The following is a 20,861-nucleotide window of genomic DNA, read 5'->3' as shown; positions in this document are numbered from 1 at the left end:
AGTCCCCTCATCTTTTCTTCTACTTTAACTTCCGTAACCGCAAAGCTTCTTCTCGCGTCTCCATAAATTGATCTAGTACTTTATTGCCAATTCGATTAAAAGTAATCACATATAAAGCATCAATCATATTCAGTTGCGTCATTCTCGAAGCAATACTCGCAATACGATGATCTTGCTCTACATCCGGCATACAAAGGCGAATGTCCGCTTCTTTATATAAAGGTGATGATTGGTCAAGTTTCGTAATTCCGATAACAGTTGCACCTTGTCTCTTTGCATATTGCGCCATTTCAAGCACATCTTTCGTTCGCCCAGATGTTGAAATCGCCACAAATATATCGCCTTCTTTTAAATTCGTCACAAGCGGCAACATCATATGAAAATCAGATAGCATCATCGCTGTAAATCCGAGCCGTGTAAATTTATACGCCCCATCCATCGCCGGTGTCGCTGACCCACCTACGCCGTAAAATAAGATCTTATCCGCATTTACAATACGATCTGCAGCTTTCTCAAGTTCCTTCTTATCTATCGCCGTAACACTTGCCTCAATTGCAGCTTTATTCACATACGTAACTTTATTAAACAAATCGTACGGTCCATCTTCCTTATTCATTACTGAAAAATCGTTAATATTATAATCAGCAATCGTTAATTCACGAACAAGCGCTATCTTAAATGCTTTAAAGCTTCCAATACCGATTGTTTTACAAAAACGTACAACACTCGCCTCACTCGATCCCGCATTTGTAGACACTTCTTTTGTCGTTAAATTTGGAACAATCTCTGCGTTCTCCATTATGTACATGGCAACCTTCTTTTCAGCTGGTGAAAATTGATCCATATTATTTTCAATTTTAAATAGTAATGTTGAAGCTTTCACTATTTAACCTCCACTTCTTACGGTTGCGTATATTCTCTAATATCATTTGTATCATATAGATAAAAACCATCATTACCAGGTGGATGATGAACAATTACAGTTCGATCCCCTTTTTTATATGACGTTATTTCACCTTCAGATCTCTGTTTTTCCCATCCATGTATCCAAACTGCAAAGTCAGGTACAAAAGCAGTGTACTTATAGTCTTTCGGTTTTCATCTTCTACATAGGAAGAAAAAATAGAAACTGGAAAATATTTCACTTTTGATTCTTTCCATGCGGTAAATGGTCTACATAGTGCAATAAGTATGATTACGCCTATAACCTTCCCCTTCGTAATCTTCACACATCCCTCTCCTCGTCCACATCATATACATAGATTTTACCATACTTACAAACCTTCTATGCTACAGGACCATTGCTTTTTAGAATAAAAAAAGAGCTTATCTACGTCAGATAAGCTCTTCTCCTCTATACAAAATACTTCTTTAAAAGTGGCGGCGTAATAATCGTTGTCAATATAACAACAATAACAATCGCTGTGAAATTTTCTTTCGCTAATAAATTCGCCGTCAGTCCATTTGCTGCGATAATCAGCGCTACTTCTCCGCGTGACACCATCCCTGCACCAATACTAATAGAAGATTGGAGGTTGAATCCTGTCAGTCTTGCTCCTAAACCTGATCCGATTAACTTTGTGAAAATCGCAACGAGCGTCATAATGATGATGAACCAAAGCTGACTCCCGATTCCTTGAAATGTAATTTCCATTCCGATACTTACGAAGAACACTGGTACAAATATCGCATAAGCAATCGGTTCAATTTTATGTTCCACTTCATGCTTATACTCCGTTTGAGAAATGGCAATTCCTGCTGCAAATGCTCCAATAATACCTGCAATTCCCATCATTTCACTGTAATACGAAAAAGAGAAACAAATAATAAGAGCCGCGCTAATTAAAGCTTCTGTTACGCGAAGCGGCACAAGCATTTTCATAATCCAAGGAACGACTTTCCATGCGATAAAAACAATACTTACAAAGAAAACAATTTTCTTTACAATGACAAGTGTTATATTCACATCTTGCGTTCCTAAAAAGCTCATAACAAACGCTAATAAAATAACGACAATTACATCATCAAATACGGCAGCACCTAAAATCGTTGTACTTTCTCTCGTATTCATCTTCCCTAAATCTCTTAGCGTTTGCACTGTAATACTAACCGATGTTGCACAAAGTAATAATCCTAAAAAAATGGCATGAGATTGCATTAATCCAAACAACAGTCCTGTCACATATCCACCGATGAAAGGAAAAATAATTCCACCAGCCGCTACTGCAAACGACGATTTCAAATTCCGATTTAACTCTTCTAAATCTGTTTCAAGTCCCGCCATAAACATAAGTAGCAAAACACCAATTTCACTAAGCTCATCAATAAGTTCTGAACTATTAATAATACCTAGCACCGCAGGACCGATAATAATACCAACAAGTAATTTACCAAGTACAGAAGGCTGACCGAGTCTAACGCTAATATCACCAGCTAATTTCGTACAAAGTAAAATGACGACAAGTTCAAAATAAAATAACATAGCATCTTCTCCTACTATATAAAGTGAAACTTTAATCAGTGGGGGTTTTGTTCATCCCCCACTGATTATCAGCCCTCACCAATCGGGCGTTTACGGGCAGCCCGACCCCCACCTAACTCCTTTGCTCCAGCCGAATTTTGAGGTGGGAGTTTTACTGCCCGTTAATGCGGGATAAAATAAATCTATTTGTTAACCCGTATCCATTTCCGCACATAGTTTCCCCTATTCATCCGGATTTTATTTGTTAAAGTTTTATTTGACAAAATATTCTGAATTATAATAAAGTTAATCCAGAAACTTTAAAAAACTACATACCATAACTGTACCTCCATTTACTTACGTACTCTTTTCTAATGGGCTCATACTATATTCGCAGTTATGGAAATGAAAAACGGGGGGAGAGTCCAAAATGAAGTCATTATTACGAAAAAAAGCGCTCAGTACTGAATCACCAAAGCAACTAGATAGAACATTAACTGCACTCGATTTAACGTTTTTAGGAATCGGCGCCGTAATTGGGACAGGGATCTTTGTATTAACGGGTATTGTTGCAGCAAAACATTCTGGTCCTGGTATTATGCTATCATTTCTTATCGCTGCATTTACTTGTGCTTGTGTAGCCTTTTGTTATGCTGAATTTGCTTCTTCTATACCTGTCTCAGGAAGTGTGTATACTTACGCATATATGACAGTCGGAGAAGTCGTCGCCTTCATCGTCGGATGGTGTTTAATGCTTGAATATTTACTTGCCGTTGCAGCTGTAGCTGTTGGGTGGTCTGGTTATTTACAATCTTTACTACAAGGATTTAACATACACCTTCCCGCCATAATCGCCTCGGCCCCCGGTGTTGGAAAAGGTGGTATCATCGATTTACCAGCTGTCTGTATTTTACTTCTTATTACTGGCCTTTTAAGTTTTGGTATACGTGAAAGTGCACGCATTAATAATATTATGGTTCTTATTAAACTAGCTGTTATCATTGCCTTTATCGTTGCAGGCGCAAAATATGTAAAGCCTGAAAATTGGACACCGTTCATTCCATTCGGATACGACGGTATTATTACTGGAGCTGCCACTGTATTCTTCGCCTTTTTAGGGTTTGATGCAATCGCAACCGCTGCAGAAGAAACAAAAAAACCACAGCGTGATTTACCAATTGGCATTATCGGTTCCCTTCTTATTTGTACTGTTTTATACATGATTGTATCTTTCGTTTTAACAGGCATGGTTCCTTATACACAATTAGATGTTTCTGATCCAGTTGCATTTGCATTGCATTTCGTTGGTGAAGATACAATTGCAGGATTACTCGCTATTGGTGCGATGACTGGAATGACAACCGTTCTCTTAGTCGTTATGTATGGACAAGTTCGTGTTTCATATGCGATGAGCCGCGACGGTTTACTTCCAAAAGCGTTAGCACGCGTAAATAAAAAAGTGAAAATCCCTTTATTAAATACGTGGATTACTGGCGTTGTTGCTGCTTTATTAGCAGGACTTTTAGACCTACATTTACTCGCGAATTTAGTAAACATCGGTACGTTAACAGCCTTCACATTCGTTTGCTGTGCTGTACTTATTTTACGAAAAACACATCCTGACTTAAAACGCGGATTCCGTACTCCTTTCGTACCTGTACTACCAGTTGTCGCAATTCTTTGCTGTTTATATTTAATGATCAATTTGTCTAAAACGACATGGATTAGCTTTGCAGTTTGGCTTATAGTCGGCTTATGCTTCTATTTCTTCTACTCTAGAAAGCATAGTCATTTAGCTACTGAAAAAACAAATGATGAGACAAAAGAAGCATAATAAAATAGCTCGCCGATGAAACGGCGAGCTATTTTCCTGTTTTATTATGTTTTCTTGTTAACGATTGTAAAATGATGAATATGCCGATGCAAGCTGTAAGCGATGCCCAATTCCCTATTGGTGTAGCGTATTTAAAAACTCCAATACTTACAAGCAATAAGAAAATAATCACCTAATATATAAGCTTCCACTTTTGCATAGATTCCCCCTTTACTTCGTCTCCTTCTTTTTCTTCTTCCACGCATTTACACTATCAAAGAAGAAATTAATAAATAACGTGCCTAAACCCGCTAATAAGAAAGTCATTAAAAATAGAATCCATATACTTTTATCTTTTAATAAATAATATCCTACAAGGAGCACAACCGCGATCCATACATATTCAAGAATTCTTTTTAGCTTTTTCTGTTCCAAATTATTCGCTCCCTCTTTCTATACTACTTTTAGTATAACAAAAAAGAAGCCTATCATGATAAGCTTCTTTTTCTTCCCTCTTATTTGTTCATGCTTTTTTCAACAAGTGAAATCGCGTACTCTATCGTACGATTCATCGTTTCTACCTGTTCGTCTTTCACTTTCGCATCTTTTAATACAGCTTCTGCAACTGTAATTTTTTGCTGTAATGATTTCACTGAACCGTCCGTTACATTTGCAGCTTGCGCTTTCTTTACGACAGCTTTAGCCTTTTCAATGTTGATTTGTAATTTTTCTTTCGGTGTTTTTGGTTGCTCTTCTGCTACTTTAGATTGTACAAAGTTTACATTAGCTGTTTTTAATTCGTTATACGTTTGAATAATTTGTTCCCCAGTACTTCCGATATTTTCAAACGCTTGCTTTGCAGTGTTATAGCTTTTCTCTAGTTCTTGAAATGCTTCCTTTGAGTATTGACCTGGCTTATCACCAAATTCATACGTACCAACTAACACTGCTTTTACTTTTCCTAGCTCTTCATATAACGCGTTTACTTGCTCTAACTTCGTACGATTAAAAAACTCATTGTACGCTGCTAATACTTCTGAAGAACTTAATGCTTTACTATATAATTTTGCTAACGCAATTTGACCATTTAACGGAATGCCACCATTTCCATTGCTATCTGGATCAGCTCCCAATGCAAACGGTACGTTTGGATGATACACTTTCCCTTGAGCTGGTTGGCTATTTACTTTTTTACCATCTACATAAATGGCTACTTCACTTCCATTATACGTTCCTGTTAAATGATATGTTTTGTTCGCTTCTAACTGAACGCCAACACGTTTATAACTACCACCAATATGAGCCCACAATTCAACATTTCCACTTCCTGTAGACTCAAAACCAATTCCACCGCTCTCTGTATTTTGCAAAATACCTTGTCCACGAATTTCATTCATTGAAAATACAGTTTCTAACGTAAATGAATTTGCAACTTTTTCTTTTTGTGCTGCTGAAAACGGAAGATACCCAAATGTATTTGCTTTTCCGTTTAACTTCATAACACTCTTTTTCAATGTTTTATCATATTCAATAGTCACATTGCCCTTCACATCACCTTTTGTACCAAATGGTGAATTGTCTTTAAATGTACCATCTGCGAAGTTTACATCGAAGATATCAGCTTTTGGTACCTTTACATTCGGATCAATATTATCTTTTTTCGTAGTAATTTCAGCCGTTAACGGCTGCACACTTTCATTACCAAACGAATCAATCGCAACTACTTCAAGTGTATATGTTTTCTCGCCATCTAATCCAGCAAGCGTAAACGTAAGGTCTTTCGGCACTGGGTCACGGTAAAACTCTGAGAATGCTAATAACTTATTTTTAATCTCACCTGTTTGTTTATCCTTCGCTTGTACACGATAAGAATGAACAAGAAGGTTGTCCAATGCTTGCGGGAATGTTACTGTTGCTGCATTTTCTGTTACATTTGATACAGCAAGCTTTGCATCCTTAGCAAAGTATGGCTTTTCTTTATCACGGTCTTCTACATGTGTAAATGTTTCTTTCTTTGCTGGCAATTTAATTTTCCAAGGCTCACCCGTCCAAGCATTCGTATGGAAATCACGACGGTTAATCGTTACTTCTTCATCATCTACTTCTACTAATAAACCTTGGCTTAACGTACTAGCTCCTGGCGGGATATTTCCTTGTACTTTACCGCCTTCAACTTCCATATAACTTACAGAAGATGTACCAACAGACGTAAAGTCTTTTTGATGAATTGATCTTGGATCATCTAACGGATAATGAGAATGACCTGAAAACGTAATGACTTGTGGGTATTCTTTTAATACTGCATTAATTTTCGCACTATCTTTCGTTCCCCACTCTTGGCTACCGTATACTGTATCTTTAATATGTTGATGTAAAAATACGAAAATCGGCTTTTCTGGATCATCCTTTTGCGCTTTTGCCATTTCTTCTTTTAACCAGTTAATTTGCTTGTCTGAATAATATCCATGAGTTGTCCCATCTTCCGGAGACATAACAAGGAAGTGATACCCTTTCACCACTTTATGATAATAAATCGATTCCATTCCTGTTTTTTCTAAGAAACGCTTCTGCGCTCCATCTACAGATAAGCCGTTCCAATAATCATGATTACCGAGAGAATTCATTCGTACCGCATCTTTATTTGCATTTTCATTATACACTTGCATGAAGCGATCATATTGTTGTACCGATCCTGAATCAGTAAAATCTCCTACAATTACAAATGCATCTTGTTTTGGAGCAAGTGTATTAAACTGTTCAATCGCTCTTTTCCAGCGAAACGTATCATCCGTTCCACTGTTTTTAATATGTACATCACTTACAACTGGAAAAACTAACTTCTTCTCACTCTGCATCTTTTCTTGTTTCTTCTCTTCCGCTTTGACTGATGTACTCCACGGAAATGATACAAACGCCAATACAAAAATCATTAATAATCCAATAAGGCCTTGTACTTTTCTTAAAGCAGTTCTGTCCACGTGAATCCTCCTCATAATAATTGATTCATTACAAGGGCTATTTTATCTAAAGCATATTAATGACGTTTAAATAACAAATGGATTTTATTAGATTTTTGTAAATATACAGTTAATTATAAATTAAGTCCCACATTCCTCGTACTATTGTATACAACCACCTTTTGTCTAAAAGATTCTGATCATTCTTTTCCCATGTCTATTCACATATACTCTTTTCTATAACATGAATGATACGTTAAGATGTAAGCCTATTAGACAATCTTAATTTTTAACATTTTCTTCTTTTCTTAACACATCGGCCATGCTTCTACATTTAATAGTAGTAAAAGACAACTTAAAAAGGAGGGGTTGTATTGAAGAATAAAAAAAATATTGGCTGTTTCGCTCCTTTATCTATCATTTGTCCAGACCCTTGTCCACCGCCCCCTCCTCCAAATCCAAGTTGCGAGCTAGTAACAAATGAATTTGCAGGGAATTTCCTCATAACTAATAGCACCATTCCCTCCGCCAAAGATGCATTACAATCAATGATACTATGGCAAAGTGATGGGATACTCCTTATATCAGGTACTGTCTCGGTTTACAATAGTACTAGCAGCACTGAAGCAAGTACAATTCAAATCGTTGGAGCAGTAACTAATATTTTCACTGTGTTTCCTGGCAATACAATATCTTACACAGGTAAAGGTTTAATATCCGTTAGTATTATTAATATACAAAGTAATTCTTCACTATATTTAGAAGGCAAGTACTGTTGCCAATTTACATGTTGCTTATAGAATACCAATTTCATTACTTCCTCAATAAAAAAAACATACCCTTTATGGTATGCTTTTTTATGAAATCGGATAACGTACTGTAATACAAAACTCTCCTTGACTAACAGTTGTTCCTGTCGTAGTAATTCGAATCGTAGTAAAATATCGTATAGTGAAAGTACCGCTACTTTGCGGTTGAACAGTAATCGTATCAACTACTGTAGCACCTACTAAAAAATCAACAGTAATTGGATTTGCGCCTACATCATATTTCACATAACCCGAACCATACACTTCTTGCGTAATATTATTCGTATATACAATTTGAGTACCAGCACCTGTAATAGACCAGTCTGTACATACTTGATCTTGTACAAGCGTTTTATTAGAACAACAAGACAAACTGGAACTTCTCATTCCCATTTTGATCCTCTCCTATTCTGCTATGAAAGTGGATAACGTGTTGTAATACAAAACTCTCCCTGATACGTTCCAGCAGGTGTTGCCGGTAACACAACTTGTATACTATCAAAGCGGCGATACGTAAAAGCAATACTCGTTCCTGGGTTTAATGTTTGTGTATCAATTGTAGCCCCAGCAGAATCAAGTGCTTCTACAGTGATTGGGCCTGGTCCAACATCATATTTCACAAAGCCAGTACCAATTACATTTTGATTAATATTATTTGTATAGAGAACATTATCAATTGCTGTTGCAACTACAGTAGCAGACCACGGACTACACACTTTATCTTGCACATAATTTTTATCTGGACAGCAAGTTAACGCTGACCCTGAGCACTCACAAGACATAGTTGTTTCCCCTCTCTCTTTTATATTCCCTATATGTGTATGTCCTTTAGAGTCTTTTGCCTGTACTATTCATCTATTTTCAAAAATTAATCAAAACTCAATGCTAATAACTAGATAGATTCCGTTTTGTTTCGTTTTTTCATAAATTTATAGATAAAGATACTAGCCACGATAAGAAGAACGCCTCCTAATATCGGTAGCATATATTGTCCAACAATATCCGCTGCTTTTTCCCAATGCGGACCTAATTTCATTCCTACATATATATACAAAGCCGTTAACGGGAACATCGCTACAAATGTATATATGCTAAATTTCCATATATTCATTTTCGCCATACCACATGGAACGGAAATTAGTGTTCGAACTCCTGGAACGAAGCGTCCAACAAATGCTACAACCGGTCCATATTTCTCAAAGAAATCATCTGCCTTTTGAATTTGTTCTTCTTTAATGAAAAAGTATTTTCCGTATTTTATTAATAGAGGACGACCACCGTAATAACCGAGTGCATATAACGTTAATGGTCCTGTAGTTCCACCAAGCGTTCCAGCTAATACAGCTAGCCAAAAATTCATATCTCCCTCGTACACCCAATATCCAACCATAGGCAAAACTACTTCTGCTGGAATAAATTCAAACGTTAATGCTAACACAACTCCAAAATAAGAAAACTGCTTTAAAAACTCGATTATATCTAAAATAATTTGCTCCATTCTTTTAACTCCTATCCAATATTTACATTATGCTTTTCTTGTAATTGCACTGGTGCCATTTTTACAATTCGATTCAAAATGAATAACACAATTCCAATATCATCTAAAATACCGATAAACGGCAGGAAGTCTGGAATTAAATCAAGCGGCATCGCCACATAACCAACTAAAAAAGCAACAGATAAAATTTTCTTCTTTATTGAAACCTCTTTTGAAGTGAAAAAGTCAAATAGGAATGGAACAAACTTGCGGACATGAAATACAACTCTTAATCTACTAATAAGTTTTTTCATTTTTTATCTCCTCTCTTTGTATACAAAAAGGCCCCTACCAAATATGGTAAGGGTCCTAAAAAAGACAATAAGGGGCCTGTACCATTGCTGGTAAAGGTCTCACTAACAACGAAACGTTGCCAATAAAGCCGAGGGTTTCTCCCTGTAATGACGACTTTACTGTAATAAGTTACTCCCCTTTATATACACAATTTTATACAATCACATTAAAATATTTTAGAGGGCTTGTCAATACATTTTATGACTCGAACTATCTAGCTTACCCTTGACTAAAAATAAAAAACGTATATGAAATTTCTTACTATCTCATAATAAACATACTTATTTTTTTAAATGAAAGGAGAAATTTCATATGCATACCGTATGGAAAGGTGCACTTTCACTTGGGCTATTAAATATAGGAATCAAACTATATAGTGCCGTAGAAGAAAACGATATAAAATTTTTAAGTCTTCATAAAGAATGCCTAACACCTATTAAATATAAAAAGTTTGCTCCTGATTGTACGGATGAGGAAATCGATGATCAAGATATTGTAAAAGCCTATGAATATGCACCTCATAAATACATCATTATTGATGAAAAAGAATTAGCTGAGCTGCAAAAAGTTCATGAGCCACGGTCCATTCGTATTATATCTTTTGTCCAAAATAGCGAAATTGATTCTGTTCTCTATGACCGTTCTTATTTTATAGGCCCTACGCCGGGACACGAAAAGTCATATTTATTATTAAAAGAAGCTCTTGAACGTACGAATAAACTTGGTCTTATTCATATTTCTATCAGAAAAAAACAACACTTAGCTATTATCCGTAGCTTTGAAGATGGGCTTATGTTACAAACCATTCATTACCCTAATGAAATTCGCAATATAACAACTACACCTAATTTACCAAGTAACGAAGATCATCCTATTCAAAAACAAGAACTCACCGCGGCAATCAATTTAATTCATCATCTTACAAATCCTTTCGAACAAGAGCTATTTACAGACGAGTATAAAGACGCTCTTACCGAATTAATCGAAAACAAAATTGAACAGCAGGAAAAAACTGAAACAATCTCCCCAGCTCCAAACATCATCAATATTATGGAGACATTACAGGCAAGTATTGAGCAAGCAAAAATAAAAAGAGAGAATAAAAAAGAACAAGAGGCCAACTGAAATCGACCTCTTGTTCTTTAAAGTGGATTACATTTTGGCATCTCAAGTCCAGATGATTGTGCTAACTTTAATAAATAATAACATTCCTCTCTTGCCATATGATCTGCCATTCTCGCTGATAATGCACTTAATATTTCATTCGATAATTCTAACTCTTCTACTTCATGTAGAAAATGCGAAAATAGTTTGAGTTCAAGTGAAACATCTTTTGTAAACTTCTTTAACACCGGAAAATGATGAAGCTCTGTCCGTAAATATCCGGTCATTTCAACCGCTTTTAAATAAAATTGTTCAAAGTGCTTCGTGAATTCTTCACTTTTCTCTTTTAATTTTTTTTCAACAAGATCTAACCCACCAGAAATAGAGCCCGCATGACCAGCCGCATCCGTTAACCAAACGAGATGGTAATGCAGTTCATGAAAAACAGGCGGAACTTCTCCTTTCTTTAAAAACTCTAACACCGTTATATACTCTTCTACTTCATTTACCATATGATTAATAAAAGTTGGCGTAAAATGAATAGTAATTTTCCCCTCCAACTGTTTCTGTATAATATTTAATTTAAACGTTCGTATCTCCTTAGCGGCTCGCTCTGCCTCTTTTGAGAATGCAATGAGATTGACAGTATGAATTTTATTTAAAAAGCCTGTAAACGTCTCAACAAAATAAGTAGCTTTCTTTATATCTTCCTTCTCCTTTGGAGCTAACGCATCAAGTAAAAATTGCGCATGATCACTAAGTACCTTTAGCCAAAACTTATGCTCAAACAACGCACTTTCTTCGTAATTTCTCTCCATCAAATCGCCTCCCTATGTTCCTTTCTTTCTATCACTTGAACTTTATATCCATCTGGGTCTTGTACTACAATACTCTTCGTACACTCATTTTCTGTATATACAATTTCATAAAAATCTAATTTCTTCTTTAACTTCTCTATGTTAGAAATTGAGAATTTTAGTACATCACACAAAGCTGTAATACTCTTCTCACGTCCACCTAAACTTCGATTCATAACAAAACTAATTCTCATTGAATTAGCATCATACCAAACCCCTGTTATATCTAATTGAGGTCTCTCTGAACTGGGGCTTATTCCTAAAATCCCTTCGTAAAAATACAGAGTTTCCTTTAAGTTCTTTACTTCTAACACAATTAAATTCTTTACATTCTCCACATTCATTCCCCCTGTACTTATTACTTTTTTATATGTGTCATAAATGCCTATTATGTCTGAATACAATACGTAGTGATGAAGAGTTAAGGAGGTTTATTCATGAATAAATATATGAGATCATTCGTGCCATACCACAGCCCTCAAGATCCTTGTCCTCCTATCGGAAAAAAATATTATTCTACTCCTCCTAATTTATTTTTAGGTTTTCAACCGCCAAATTTACCGCAATTCACACCAAAAGAGGCATTACAAAAAGGGACTTTATGGCCTGTTTTTTATGACTATTATGAAAATCCTTATAAAAAAGGGCGGTGACTACTGACGTGACTCAATCGCTACCAGAAGAATATTATCAACTTTTACTGGAGCTTCAAGAACTAGACTTTGTACTAGTTGAACTAACTCTTTATTTAGATACACATCCAGATGACACTGCTGCGATTAATCAATTTAATGACTTCTCCTATAAACGAAGGGTATTAAAACAAAAGATGGAAGAAAAATACGGACCACTTCAGCAGTTTGGAAATAGTTATTCTAACGCTCCATGGGAATGGAGCAAAGGTCCTTGGCCATGGCAAATATGAAGGAGAGAAAATATGTGGATTTATGAGAAGAAATTACAATACCCGGTTAAAGTAAGCACCTGTAATCCAGCCCTTGCCAAATTATTAGTTGAACAGTACGGTGGTGCTGACGGCGAACTAGCTGCTGCCCTTCGTTACTTAAATCAGCGTTATACTATCCCTGACAAAGTCGTTGGCTTGCTAACCGATATCGGCACCGAAGAATTCGCACACCTAGAAATGATCGCTACAATGATTTATAAATTAACAAAAGATGCAACACCGGAACAAATGAAAGCTGCCGGATTAGACGCACAGTACGCTAATCACGATAGCGCTTTATTTTATCATAATGCAGGTGGTGTTCCTTTTACTGCTACTTATATTCAGGCAAAAGGAGACCCTATCGCAGATTTATACGAAGATATTGCAGCTGAAGAAAAAGCGCGCGCAACATATCAATGGCTCATTAACTTATCCGATGATCCAGATATAAATGACAGCTTACGCTTTTTACGTGAACGAGAAATTGTGCATTCACAACGCTTCCGAGAAGCAGTTGAAATTTTAAAAGAAGAACGTGATAAAAAGATTTTCTTTTAACACACATATCGTAACGATATGTGTGTTTTTTTATATGTAAAGTTAAATCCTTCCTAATTAACATATAAATAGTATATTTATTCAATTTAATGCATTATTTTTTAATTTTTATAAAATTCCCTCTTGCTTTCTAGTCATCAGACCTTTAAAATAATAACAGTTACTCGACAAATTATTTGAATTTTCGACAAAAATACTCATTAGGAGGATTTTCTTTATATGCGTACAACTTTAAAACCAGCGCAAATACTTTCGATTAGTTTACTACTATTCGCAGTTTTCTTCGGTGCTGGTAATATGATTTTCCCGCCCCTTCTCGGTCTTTCTTCCGGAGAGAACATGTGGGTTTCCATTACAGGATTTATTATTACAGACGTCGGTTTATCTTTACTAGCTATCGTCGCTGTTGCCCTTGCCGGTGGTAGTTTTAACACTTTAGCAAGCCGTGTTCATCCAAAATTCGCAGCAGTATTCGCTATCATTATTTATCTTTCAATCGGCCCACTATTTGTTATTCCACGAACTGGATCTGTATCTTACGAAATTGGGATTGCACCACTTTTCCCAGATCAATGGTATTCTATGTTGGCTTTTAGCGCTATTTTCTTTACAGTCGTTTACTTCCTATCATTAAATCCATCCAAATTAGTAGATCATATCGGTAAAATATTAACGCCAATTTTACTTGTAATTATTGCAATTATGGCAACAAAAGCAATTCTTTCACCAGGATCATTCACAGAACCTATCGGTGACTATAAAGACATCCCATTTTTCAAAGGATTTCTTGAAGGGTTTTTAACGTTAGATGCAATTGGGGCGCTCGTATTATCAACGATTGTTGTAAATGCAATTCGCCAAAACGGTATACAAGATAAAAAATCCATCGCAAAATATACAATTATTTGCGGAAGCATTGCTGCCCTTTTCTTAACAATTGTTTATTTCTTACTCGGTTATATCGGGGCTTCAAACGGAAACTTAGGACAATTTGAAAACGGTGGTCAGCTATTAGCTACGATTATGTATCAATTCTTTGGGACAAGCGGTAATGTTTTATTAAGTATCGCAATTATTTTCGCTTGTTTAACGACTGCAATCGGTGTTGTAAGTGCATTCGCAAACTATTTCGCAACAGTGTTAACGAATGTTTCATACAAGAAACTGGTACTATACGTTTGTATATTTAGCTTCATCATTTCAAACCTAGGCTTAAGCTTATTAATTAAAATTACATTACCTGTATTAATTATTTTATATCCAATTACAATCATTTTAATTTTTGTATCATTTATTGATAAATATACGAAACGTAAACCTTCTGTCTATATCGGAGCAATGATTGCTGCATTCCTTATTAGCTGTATTCATGCACTTGATAATGTGGAAATGATTCCAAACTTTATCGCTAATATCGTACACACAATTCCTTTTTATAACTTAGGAATCGGCTGGATTGTTCCGGCAATTATCGGTGGTATAATCGGATACTTTATTCCGCAAACAGAAGCTGAAGGTGAAGTTTCTACGAAATAAAAGAAGAAGCAAGCATTGATTATGCTTGCTTCTTCTTTATTTTCACATCGTATGTTTAAAAGTAAATAACTCTTCTTTTGACTGCACAACAGATTGTTCTTCTTCTACAACTGGCTTCTTTATCTCTCCGCCTAACCTTACTTTTAACATCGCCTCTTCTATACTTTTTACAATCATATTTCCTGAAAAAATAGTAAGCCCGAAAAATGTAATTGGGACGAGAGGAATCCACGGATGCACTGTTAATGATCTAAAATAGACTCCTATTAACCCTGACCATTCATGTGTGTAAGAGTCTACTTCTTTTATCCCTATCGGTCCACCAAACTGGACTGTCCCGCCAAAAAACACCTCAAGTAACCCTAAATGAAGTAAAATAGTCAAGGTTTGAGTAAACTGCTGAAGAAATACGAGTATAAACGTCATATAGAGATGCGGAAAAAGGTGCTTTATAACAATATGTCTTCTTGATCCACCTAATATGCGCGCGGCATCAATAAATTCTTCCGTTTGTAATTTACGAACTTCCTTCGCCACATACAGTGCAATAACCGGCATCACAAGCAGTACAAGTAATACAACTTGGAACGAAGCCCTTTCAAAAAAAGTTGTTGTTTCCTCTCCACTTCCAAATCTATTCACAGCTTGAAGAAAGAAATACGCAATCATAACTGTCGGAATAACTGTGAAACTATCAAAAAAAGCCTCAATCTTCGAAAAGCCTCTTTTTATATATGTTCCGAGTATAACACCGAAAAACACACCTATTACCATTCTAAGTGCCGCAATTAAAATAGATATACCAATCGTCCACTTCGCACCTTCAATTACTAAATGTAAAAGGTCATATCCTTTCAAGTCTGTCCCAAGTAAAAATTGTAATGAAGGTGAAAACGGTGGCACTTCTGGATTTCCATCCGCATCATATTGCAGTGTAACTTTTTTAATCTGTCCATCATTCCATATCGTATTTCCGATGCTCAAAAGAACTAATAGGAGAAGAAAACCAATGCTTATCCAAAATCTTTTATCGCGTTTTATATACGTCCACATATTATAATCTCTCCTTCATCGCAGCTGGAATGAGATAATGAAACAATTTAAATATAATAAAAATCGGAATATAAATAAGCAGCACACTAACGATGAAAACCTCAACCCTAATACCCATATACGATTTCAAAAACATAAAAATACCACTCGTATTAAAAATCCATTCTATAATATATAAATTAGATAGCATAAAAAAAACATTCGTTTTCGCAAAGAAAAGTGTACTAAGCAACACATTTCGTAAAATATGACGATTTAAAATATGAAAGCGATTCAGCCCTTTCGCTTTAGCAAATAGTACATAATCTTTTTCTAGCTCATTTTCAAAACGAAGCACTAACATTTTTACAAACATAATCGTTGTCGGTATACTCAAACATAATATTGGCAATCCTCTAATCGACTCGCCTCCAATTGACGCAATTTGAAAAGGTAAAAAACCTGTTTGTTTAAAAAACCATATAACTAAAATTTGTGATACTAAAATAAGAAGAATGTCTGGAATGGATTCTAGGAAGATAAGAAATGATTTAATTCGATGTTGTATACGCGGTGAACTACTCATAATCATATAAACGATACAAAATGCTACAAATAATGAAATGAAAAAAGCGGCCAAAAAAATAACAATCGTCTCTTTATAATGGACAAACAACTGTGGGAATAAAAATTTATCTCTCACATATTGCAAATTGGAGAGATCCATTAAGTTCAAAAATACTTCTTTTAAACTCTTTATGTACTCTGATACATGCAGCTCAAATCCATAAAATAATTTCGGCAGTGCTCCTAAACAAATAATCCCCAAAATCGAAATAATAAATTGAATCGTCATTTCCATCCCATTCAAAAATACTTTTTTGACCATTTTTCCCCTTCTCTCTCTATGATTTACCCTTTAATTTTATTCTTAATTTTCTGAATTGTAAATATTCAAACATAAAAAATCACTAGGTTATGATCCTAGTGATTCTTTATGTACATGTTTTTCTCTTTTTGCAAACGGCATATACACAATAAAACATCCAATAAGCGCTGCGAGTTCTAATGAAATAATGTAGTAAGGATGCGGTCCTAACATATCGAGTAATGAGGCAGTTTCTGGCTTATGAGCTAAAAACATATAATTTCCACCCGTTTTGTAATTCACAAACGAAACAATTGGAATCAATATGTTTAAAAATATCATTGTGCGTTTAATAGATTGTACTGTCGGACGATACCCTTCTACCCAGGTCATAAAGAGCGGTGCCCAAATGAGCAATACATGCGCAATGAAATATTCAATGAAACGAAAATGCGGAAAAGCATACTGCAAGTTTGGCGTTAGAATGGCTTGTGATGCACCGATAATTCCTGTGAAAAACACAATCTCATATATGCGATAACTTTTCGTTACAATCATAATTGACGCTAATAATAAACTAATCGTACATAACTCAAATGGTAATGAAGTGCCTAGGTCAAAAATCCCGGCTTTCCATTCCCACATATGAAGCCCAATTTCACTTCCTATAAATAGAAATGCAATCGCATATCGAACCGTTATATTCCACTCAATTTGACGTAATACATCTTGGTATTGATATAAAAAAACGATCCCCACCAACATAATAAATAATATAATGGCATGTTGCCTTGAGTATGGAATAAATGGCTTTAATGGATGCGCACTAAAATAAGTTTCCATCTTCCTTCCTCCTCTCCTTCCTACAATATTATTGTAGGAAAGAAACAACGAGTCAATTCATTTGCTTAAGCTAGGACAACCTCTACCTTACATTTACATATTCATACCTTACAAAACTGTAAGGTTATTGTAAGCTAAAACGATTTGTCAGATTCTTCACCTCTTCTATACTTAATGTAGATACTAAAACGAACGAAAAGGTGATAAATAGATGAAGAAGAAAAATAAAGTGTTAATTACTAGTGTAGTAGCAATCGGAATTGCAGCTGGATCATACTTTGCATTTGCTGGTGGTGGTGGTTCAGATGTTGCAATGGCATATAGCAGTTATAAAGTAACAGAAAAACAAATCGAAAACGCGCAAAAATTTGGCGGTGAAGTTATTCCAAACGGAATTGAAACTATTTCATTTGATCCAACAAAAGGCACGTATGAATTAGCGGTTAAAAAAGGCGATGAAGTGAAAAAAGGGCAGCTTCTGTTTAAATATAATGACCCCACTGCTAAACAAGGTGTAACGGAAGCAGAAATGCAAAAGAAAATCGCACAAAAAGAAGTAACATTGTTCCAAAAACAAATCGATGCAGCGAAACAAAAATTACAAAAAGATAAAAATGCAGGTCTTCCTCAGGAAGCATTAAAAGCATCGGAAGTCGAAGTGCAACAATTAGAATCACAACTTGAAATGAAAAAGTTTGAAGTTGAAAAATCTGATGAAATGATTAAAGCAGCAAAAGAGAAAGTAAACACTCTTTCTGTAACAAGTCCTGTTGATGGTGTAATTGATGATATCGTGAAAACTGCTGATGAAAAAACAGGTATGAGTGGCATTACTCTTCGTCATGCTGGTCAATTTAAAGTAAAAGGTCAACTTTCTGAATATGAGCTTGCTAGTATGAAAGTTGGGCAAGAAGTAACTGTTTCATCAAAAACGGTCGCTGGTAAGACTTGGACAGGAAAAGTAACGGAAATTGGTTCTACACCATTAAAGAGCATGGACGAAAATAAAACTGTTTCTAACTATCAATTCACTGTCACATTAGATAATAGTGAAGAATTACAAAACGGCTTCCACGTTTACGTAACAAGTAAATCTGGCGAAGCAACTGGTACAATTGTTCCGAAAAGCAGCATCGTGAAAAAAGGTGACAAAAATGTTGTCTTCGTTGTAAAAGATGGTAAAGCGAAAGAACAAGCGATTACTGTTGAATTCGAGACAGATAGCGAAGCAAAAGTTTCTGGAGTGAAAAAAGGAGAACAAATTATCTCTAAACCTGAAAAAGACTTAAAAGATGGTATGGAGGTTGTCGCCCAGTGATTAACTTAAAAGGCATCACGAAATCCTTCCAAAATGGTGCAGAGTCCGTTCAAATATTACACGGAATTGACGTAACACTAAACCAAGGAGAATTCACTTCTATAATGGGACCTTCTGGTTCTGGTAAATCAACTTTAATGAACATTATCGGTTGCTTAGATAAACCAACGACAGGTGCGTATGAATTAGCGGGACAAAATATTTCAAACATGTCTGAAACCGAACTTGCACGCGTTCGTAATAAAGAAATCGGGTTTGTATTTCAAAACTTCATGTTATTACCGAGACTTACAGCACTTCAAAATGTAGAACTACCTCTTATTTACGCTGGAGTCGATAAAAAAGAAAGACGTGAACGCTCATTAGCCGCTTTAACAAAAGTTGGTTTAGCGGATCGAGCTACTCACTTACCGAACGAATTATCCGGTGGTCAAAAGCAGCGTGTTGCCGTTGCCCGTGCAATTGTAAATAACCCAAAATTCATTTTAGCTGATGAACCAACGGGTGCACTTGATACGAAAACGAGTACACAAATTATGGACCTCTTTTACGAATTAAACAAACAAGGCTCAACAATCATTATGATTACCCATGATCGTGAAATCGGGGAAGCTGCAGCACGTCAAATTGTAATTCGTGACGGAAATATCGTCCAAGATTGGAGAGGTTAATTTTGAACACGAGTGAAAATATACGCATGGCCCTTTCCTCTATCTTTGCTCATAAAATGCGTTCTATATTAACAATGCTAGGTATTATTATTGGTATTAGCGCCATTATTACTATCATTTCAATGGGTGATGGTACAAATGCAAAGTTTAAAAAAGAGTTAGGCCAAGGAAAAGATACAGAAGTAACGATTTACTACAACAACCCTGATTACGGAACTGATAGTGCCAAAATTACAGCTGATATGTTAAAACGTCTTCAAACTGTGCCAGGCGTTAAAGATGTTTATCCAGATGTAAGTATGAAAGTAAAAGCATCTTCTGGTTCAAAAGATGTCTCTCTTGATTTAAGAGGTGGAACAGGCGCCTTCATGACAGATGCGAAAATAAAATTAGTTCACGGTCGTGAATTAAATGATAGTGAATTAAAGCAAGCGATTCCTGCTGTTATTTTAAATGAAGAAGCTTTCAATAAATTATTTAACGGCTGGGAATCAAATTTATACACTGACATAAAAGGAAAGCCATATAAAGTAGTCGGTGTGTATGAAACGAAAAATGATTTCGGAATGGCTATGTCAGAAGGTTATACATCACTTGAAAACGCTCCTGTAATCTCAGGAGTAACTGAGTATGACTCTGTAAGATTAATATTAACTTCACCAGCAGAACGTAAAAGTGTAGAAAAACAAGCCGCTTCTGTTTTAAACGATATGAAAGCTCCTAAATTTGAGCATAAATTTGAAGCTCAAGATATGGGTGAATTTACGAAGCAACTAGATGAATCAATCGGTATGATGAAAATGGTATTCGGTGGTATCGCTGCTATTTCATTACTTGTTGGTGGTATCGGTGTAATGAACATCATGCTTGTATCTGTAACAGAACGTACACGTGAGATCGGTATTCGTAAAGCACTTGGTGCAACACGCGGTAAAGTATTAACGCAATTCTTAATCGAATCTTGTATTTTAACAGGACTAGGTGGTTTTATCGGATTCATGCTCGGTATTTTCTTCGCTTGGATCGTCTCAATCTTTGCCGGATGGCCACTTGTTATCTCAAAAGAACTTGGACTTCTTTCAGTAGGTATTTCAATGCTAATCGGTATTGCATTCGGACTACTACCAGCTAACAAAGCTGCAAAACTTGATCCAATTGAATGTTTACGATATGAGTAAATAAAAAACGTAGGAGTGTACACTCCTACGTTTTTTATTTACCTATCAAATTGTGTTTCTTCTATTATATATGTTT

General features: G+C 35.7%; 24 protein-coding genes and 1 pseudogene. 10 read left to right on the top strand and 15 right to left on the bottom strand.

The window, feature by feature from the left end; genetic code table 11:
- Positions 1 to 19: 19 nt before the first annotated feature.
- The 3 genes and pseudogenes from JDS81_RS23275 to JDS81_RS23265 form a co-directional block, all read right to left on the bottom strand.
- Positions 20 to 883, bottom strand: coding sequence for a MurR/RpiR family transcriptional regulator (locus JDS81_RS23275; protein ID WP_000648150.1), 864 nt, complete (start codon positions 881 to 883; stop codon positions 20 to 22).
- 17 nt (positions 884 to 900) lie between these two features.
- Positions 901 to 1,229, bottom strand: a pseudogene (locus tag JDS81_RS23270) (outer surface protein).
- Between the two features lie 125 nt (positions 1,230 to 1,354).
- On the bottom strand, positions 1,355 to 2,482 hold the full coding sequence (locus JDS81_RS23265; RefSeq protein WP_000899812.1) for a cation:proton antiporter: 1,128 nt from the start codon (positions 2,480 to 2,482) through the stop codon (positions 1,355 to 1,357).
- Between the two features lie 409 nt (positions 2,483 to 2,891).
- Between JDS81_RS23265 and JDS81_RS23260 the strand changes: the two genes are divergently transcribed.
- Entirely contained in the window at positions 2,892 to 4,295 is a 1,404-nt protein-coding gene (locus JDS81_RS23260; protein ID WP_097953252.1) for a branched-chain amino acid transporter BcaP, read from the top strand.
- Positions 4,296 to 4,323: 28 nt separating this feature from the next.
- Here the strand turns inward: JDS81_RS23260 and JDS81_RS23255 are convergent, their stop codons facing one another.
- The 3 genes from JDS81_RS23255 to JDS81_RS23245 all read right to left on the bottom strand — a co-directional run bounded on the left by JDS81_RS23255 (position 4,324) and on the right by JDS81_RS23245 (position 7,252).
- Positions 4,324 to 4,467, bottom strand: coding sequence for a hypothetical protein (locus JDS81_RS23255; protein ID WP_000583223.1), 144 nt, complete (start codon positions 4,465 to 4,467; stop codon positions 4,324 to 4,326).
- 38 nt (positions 4,468 to 4,505) lie between these two features.
- Entirely contained in the window at positions 4,506 to 4,709 is a 204-nt protein-coding gene (locus tag JDS81_RS23250; RefSeq protein ID WP_000435799.1) for a hypothetical protein, read from the bottom strand.
- 80 nt (positions 4,710 to 4,789) lie between these two features.
- Positions 4,790 to 7,252, bottom strand: coding sequence for a LamG-like jellyroll fold domain-containing protein (locus JDS81_RS23245; protein ID WP_142312420.1), 2,463 nt, complete (start codon positions 7,250 to 7,252; stop codon positions 4,790 to 4,792).
- Between the two features lie 353 nt (positions 7,253 to 7,605).
- Here JDS81_RS23245 and JDS81_RS23240 point away from each other — a divergent pair, with 353 nt between their 5' ends.
- Positions 7,606 to 8,031, top strand: a complete 426-nt coding sequence (locus tag JDS81_RS23240; protein ID WP_097953254.1) for an S-Ena type endospore appendage — start codon at positions 7,606 to 7,608, stop codon at positions 8,029 to 8,031.
- Positions 8,032 to 8,088: 57 nt separating this feature from the next.
- Here the strand turns inward: JDS81_RS23240 and JDS81_RS23235 are convergent, their stop codons facing one another.
- The 4 genes from JDS81_RS23235 to JDS81_RS23220 all read right to left on the bottom strand — a co-directional run bounded on the left by JDS81_RS23235 (position 8,089) and on the right by JDS81_RS23220 (position 9,831).
- Positions 8,089 to 8,433, bottom strand: a complete 345-nt coding sequence (locus JDS81_RS23235; RefSeq protein ID WP_000525817.1) for a DUF3992 domain-containing protein — start codon at positions 8,431 to 8,433, stop codon at positions 8,089 to 8,091.
- A gap of 20 nt (positions 8,434 to 8,453) precedes the next feature.
- A complete protein-coding gene (locus JDS81_RS23230; protein WP_001277536.1) occupies positions 8,454 to 8,822 on the bottom strand; it encodes a DUF3992 domain-containing protein in 369 nt (122 codons plus the stop codon).
- 110 nt (positions 8,823 to 8,932) lie between these two features.
- Positions 8,933 to 9,538, bottom strand: a complete 606-nt coding sequence (locus tag JDS81_RS23225) for a DedA family protein (RefSeq protein WP_000435005.1) — start codon at positions 9,536 to 9,538, stop codon at positions 8,933 to 8,935.
- A gap of 11 nt (positions 9,539 to 9,549) precedes the next feature.
- On the bottom strand, positions 9,550 to 9,831 hold the full coding sequence (locus tag JDS81_RS23220; protein WP_000733839.1) for a YkvA family protein: 282 nt from the start codon (positions 9,829 to 9,831) through the stop codon (positions 9,550 to 9,552).
- A gap of 352 nt (positions 9,832 to 10,183) precedes the next feature.
- On the opposite strand from JDS81_RS23220, the gene ku reads away from it, so the two are divergent.
- Positions 10,184 to 10,996, top strand: coding sequence for a non-homologous end joining protein Ku (ku, locus tag JDS81_RS23215; RefSeq protein WP_097953255.1), 813 nt, complete (start codon positions 10,184 to 10,186; stop codon positions 10,994 to 10,996).
- A 17-nt stretch (positions 10,997 to 11,013) separates the two neighbouring features.
- Here the strand turns inward: ku and JDS81_RS23210 are convergent, their stop codons facing one another.
- Positions 11,014 to 11,793 (bottom strand): DUF2935 domain-containing protein, encoded by a 780-nt coding sequence (locus JDS81_RS23210; protein WP_097953256.1) that lies wholly within the window; start codon positions 11,791 to 11,793, stop codon positions 11,014 to 11,016.
- Positions 11,793 to 12,236 (bottom strand): VOC family protein, encoded by a 444-nt coding sequence (locus JDS81_RS23205; RefSeq protein WP_141499396.1) that lies wholly within the window; start codon positions 12,234 to 12,236, stop codon positions 11,793 to 11,795. The genes JDS81_RS23210 and JDS81_RS23205 overlap by 1 nt, the downstream gene beginning before the upstream one ends.
- A 33-nt stretch (positions 12,237 to 12,269) precedes the next feature.
- Here JDS81_RS23205 and JDS81_RS23200 point away from each other — a divergent pair, with 33 nt between their 5' ends.
- The 4 genes from JDS81_RS23200 to brnQ2 all read left to right on the top strand — a co-directional run bounded on the left by JDS81_RS23200 (position 12,270) and on the right by brnQ2 (position 14,875).
- Positions 12,270 to 12,485 carry a spore coat associated protein CotJA gene (locus JDS81_RS23200; protein ID WP_001046260.1) on the top strand — a complete coding sequence of 72 codons (216 nt, stop codon included), beginning with the start codon at positions 12,270 to 12,272 and terminating at the stop codon, positions 12,483 to 12,485.
- Between the two features lie 8 nt (positions 12,486 to 12,493).
- Complete coding sequence (locus JDS81_RS23195; RefSeq protein WP_000194492.1) at positions 12,494 to 12,757, top strand: spore coat protein CotJB; 264 nt, start codon at positions 12,494 to 12,496, stop codon at positions 12,755 to 12,757.
- 12 nt (positions 12,758 to 12,769) lie between these two features.
- Positions 12,770 to 13,339: a spore coat protein CotJC gene (gene cotJC / locus JDS81_RS23190; RefSeq protein ID WP_000265285.1), complete on the top strand. Its 570-nt coding sequence runs from the start codon at positions 12,770 to 12,772 to the stop codon at positions 13,337 to 13,339.
- 219 nt (positions 13,340 to 13,558) lie between these two features.
- The gene (gene brnQ2, locus JDS81_RS23185; protein WP_001260922.1) at positions 13,559 to 14,875 is read left to right on the top strand and encodes a branched-chain amino acid transport system II carrier protein BrnQ2; all 1,317 of its coding nucleotides are present in this window, start codon (positions 13,559 to 13,561) and stop codon (positions 14,873 to 14,875) included.
- Between the two features lie 42 nt (positions 14,876 to 14,917).
- Here the strand turns inward: brnQ2 and JDS81_RS23180 are convergent, their stop codons facing one another.
- From JDS81_RS23180 to JDS81_RS23170, 3 genes are all read right to left on the bottom strand, one after another.
- Positions 14,918 to 15,928: an ABC transporter permease subunit gene (locus tag JDS81_RS23180; protein WP_097953258.1), complete on the bottom strand. Its 1,011-nt coding sequence runs from the start codon at positions 15,926 to 15,928 to the stop codon at positions 14,918 to 14,920.
- A 1-nt stretch (position 15,929) separates the two neighbouring features.
- On the bottom strand, positions 15,930 to 16,796 hold the full coding sequence (locus JDS81_RS23175) for an ABC transporter permease subunit (RefSeq protein WP_000239653.1): 867 nt from the start codon (positions 16,794 to 16,796) through the stop codon (positions 15,930 to 15,932).
- An 87-nt stretch (positions 16,797 to 16,883) separates the two neighbouring features.
- Positions 16,884 to 17,618, bottom strand: coding sequence for a YwaF family protein (locus JDS81_RS23170; protein WP_000451311.1), 735 nt, complete (start codon positions 17,616 to 17,618; stop codon positions 16,884 to 16,886).
- Positions 17,619 to 17,829: 211 nt separating this feature from the next.
- Between JDS81_RS23170 and JDS81_RS23165 the strand changes: the two genes are divergently transcribed.
- Genes JDS81_RS23165 through JDS81_RS23155 form a run of 3 tightly spaced genes read left to right on the top strand, consistent with a single transcriptional unit; the run spans position 17,830 to position 20,785 of the window.
- A complete protein-coding gene (locus tag JDS81_RS23165) occupies positions 17,830 to 18,936 on the top strand; it encodes an efflux RND transporter periplasmic adaptor subunit (protein ID WP_000728794.1) in 1,107 nt (368 codons plus the stop codon).
- A complete protein-coding gene (locus JDS81_RS23160; protein WP_000609098.1) occupies positions 18,933 to 19,607 on the top strand; it encodes an ABC transporter ATP-binding protein in 675 nt (224 codons plus the stop codon). Before JDS81_RS23165 ends, JDS81_RS23160 begins: the two co-directional genes overlap by 4 nt.
- 26 nt (positions 19,608 to 19,633) lie before the next feature.
- Positions 19,634 to 20,785, top strand: coding sequence for an ABC transporter permease (locus JDS81_RS23155; RefSeq protein WP_002038017.1), 1,152 nt, complete (start codon positions 19,634 to 19,636; stop codon positions 20,783 to 20,785).
- The last annotated feature ends 76 nt before the right edge of the window (positions 20,786 to 20,861 follow it).

The sequence above is a fragment of the Bacillus cereus group sp. N31 genome (genome assembly GCF_016483245.1).
Classification (GTDB): Bacteria; Bacillota; Bacilli; order Bacillales; family Bacillaceae_G; genus Bacillus_A; species Bacillus_A toyonensis.
This window is presented reverse-complemented; position numbering and strand designations above follow the sequence as displayed.

What these genes read in the sequence shown, in the direction of transcription:
- JDS81_RS23225 (WP_000435005.1), bottom strand. Translation starts at nt 9,538, where the DNA reads ATGGAGCAAATTATTTTAGATATAATCGAGTTTTTAAAGCAGTTTTCT.
- ku (WP_097953255.1), top strand. Translation starts at nt 10,184, where the DNA reads ATGCATACCGTATGGAAAGGTGCACTTTCACTTGGGCTATTAAATATA.
- JDS81_RS23175 (WP_000239653.1), bottom strand. Translation starts at nt 16,796, where the DNA reads ATGGTCAAAAAAGTATTTTTGAATGGGATGGAAATGACGATTCAATTT.
- JDS81_RS23260 (WP_097953252.1), top strand. Translation starts at nt 2,892, where the DNA reads ATGAAGTCATTATTACGAAAAAAAGCGCTCAGTACTGAATCACCAAAG.
- JDS81_RS23165 (WP_000728794.1), top strand. Translation starts at nt 17,830, where the DNA reads ATGAAGAAGAAAAATAAAGTGTTAATTACTAGTGTAGTAGCAATCGGA.
- JDS81_RS23200 (WP_001046260.1), top strand. Translation starts at nt 12,270, where the DNA reads ATGAATAAATATATGAGATCATTCGTGCCATACCACAGCCCTCAAGAT.
- JDS81_RS23155 (WP_002038017.1), top strand. Translation starts at nt 19,634, where the DNA reads ATGGCCCTTTCCTCTATCTTTGCTCATAAAATGCGTTCTATATTAACA.
- JDS81_RS23265 (WP_000899812.1), bottom strand. Translation starts at nt 2,482, where the DNA reads ATGTTATTTTATTTTGAACTTGTCGTCATTTTACTTTGTACGAAATTA.
- cotJC (WP_000265285.1), top strand. Translation starts at nt 12,770, where the DNA reads ATGTGGATTTATGAGAAGAAATTACAATACCCGGTTAAAGTAAGCACC.
- brnQ2 (WP_001260922.1), top strand. Translation starts at nt 13,559, where the DNA reads ATGCGTACAACTTTAAAACCAGCGCAAATACTTTCGATTAGTTTACTA.
- JDS81_RS23235 (WP_000525817.1), bottom strand. Translation starts at nt 8,433, where the DNA reads ATGGGAATGAGAAGTTCCAGTTTGTCTTGTTGTTCTAATAAAACGCTT.
- JDS81_RS23180 (WP_097953258.1), bottom strand. Translation starts at nt 15,928, where the DNA reads ATGTGGACGTATATAAAACGCGATAAAAGATTTTGGATAAGCATTGGT.
- JDS81_RS23170 (WP_000451311.1), bottom strand. Translation starts at nt 17,618, where the DNA reads ATGGAAACTTATTTTAGTGCGCATCCATTAAAGCCATTTATTCCATAC.
- JDS81_RS23220 (WP_000733839.1), bottom strand. Translation starts at nt 9,831, where the DNA reads ATGAAAAAACTTATTAGTAGATTAAGAGTTGTATTTCATGTCCGCAAG.
- JDS81_RS23210 (WP_097953256.1), bottom strand. Translation starts at nt 11,793, where the DNA reads ATGGAGAGAAATTACGAAGAAAGTGCGTTGTTTGAGCATAAGTTTTGG.
- JDS81_RS23230 (WP_001277536.1), bottom strand. Translation starts at nt 8,822, where the DNA reads ATGTCTTGTGAGTGCTCAGGGTCAGCGTTAACTTGCTGTCCAGATAAA.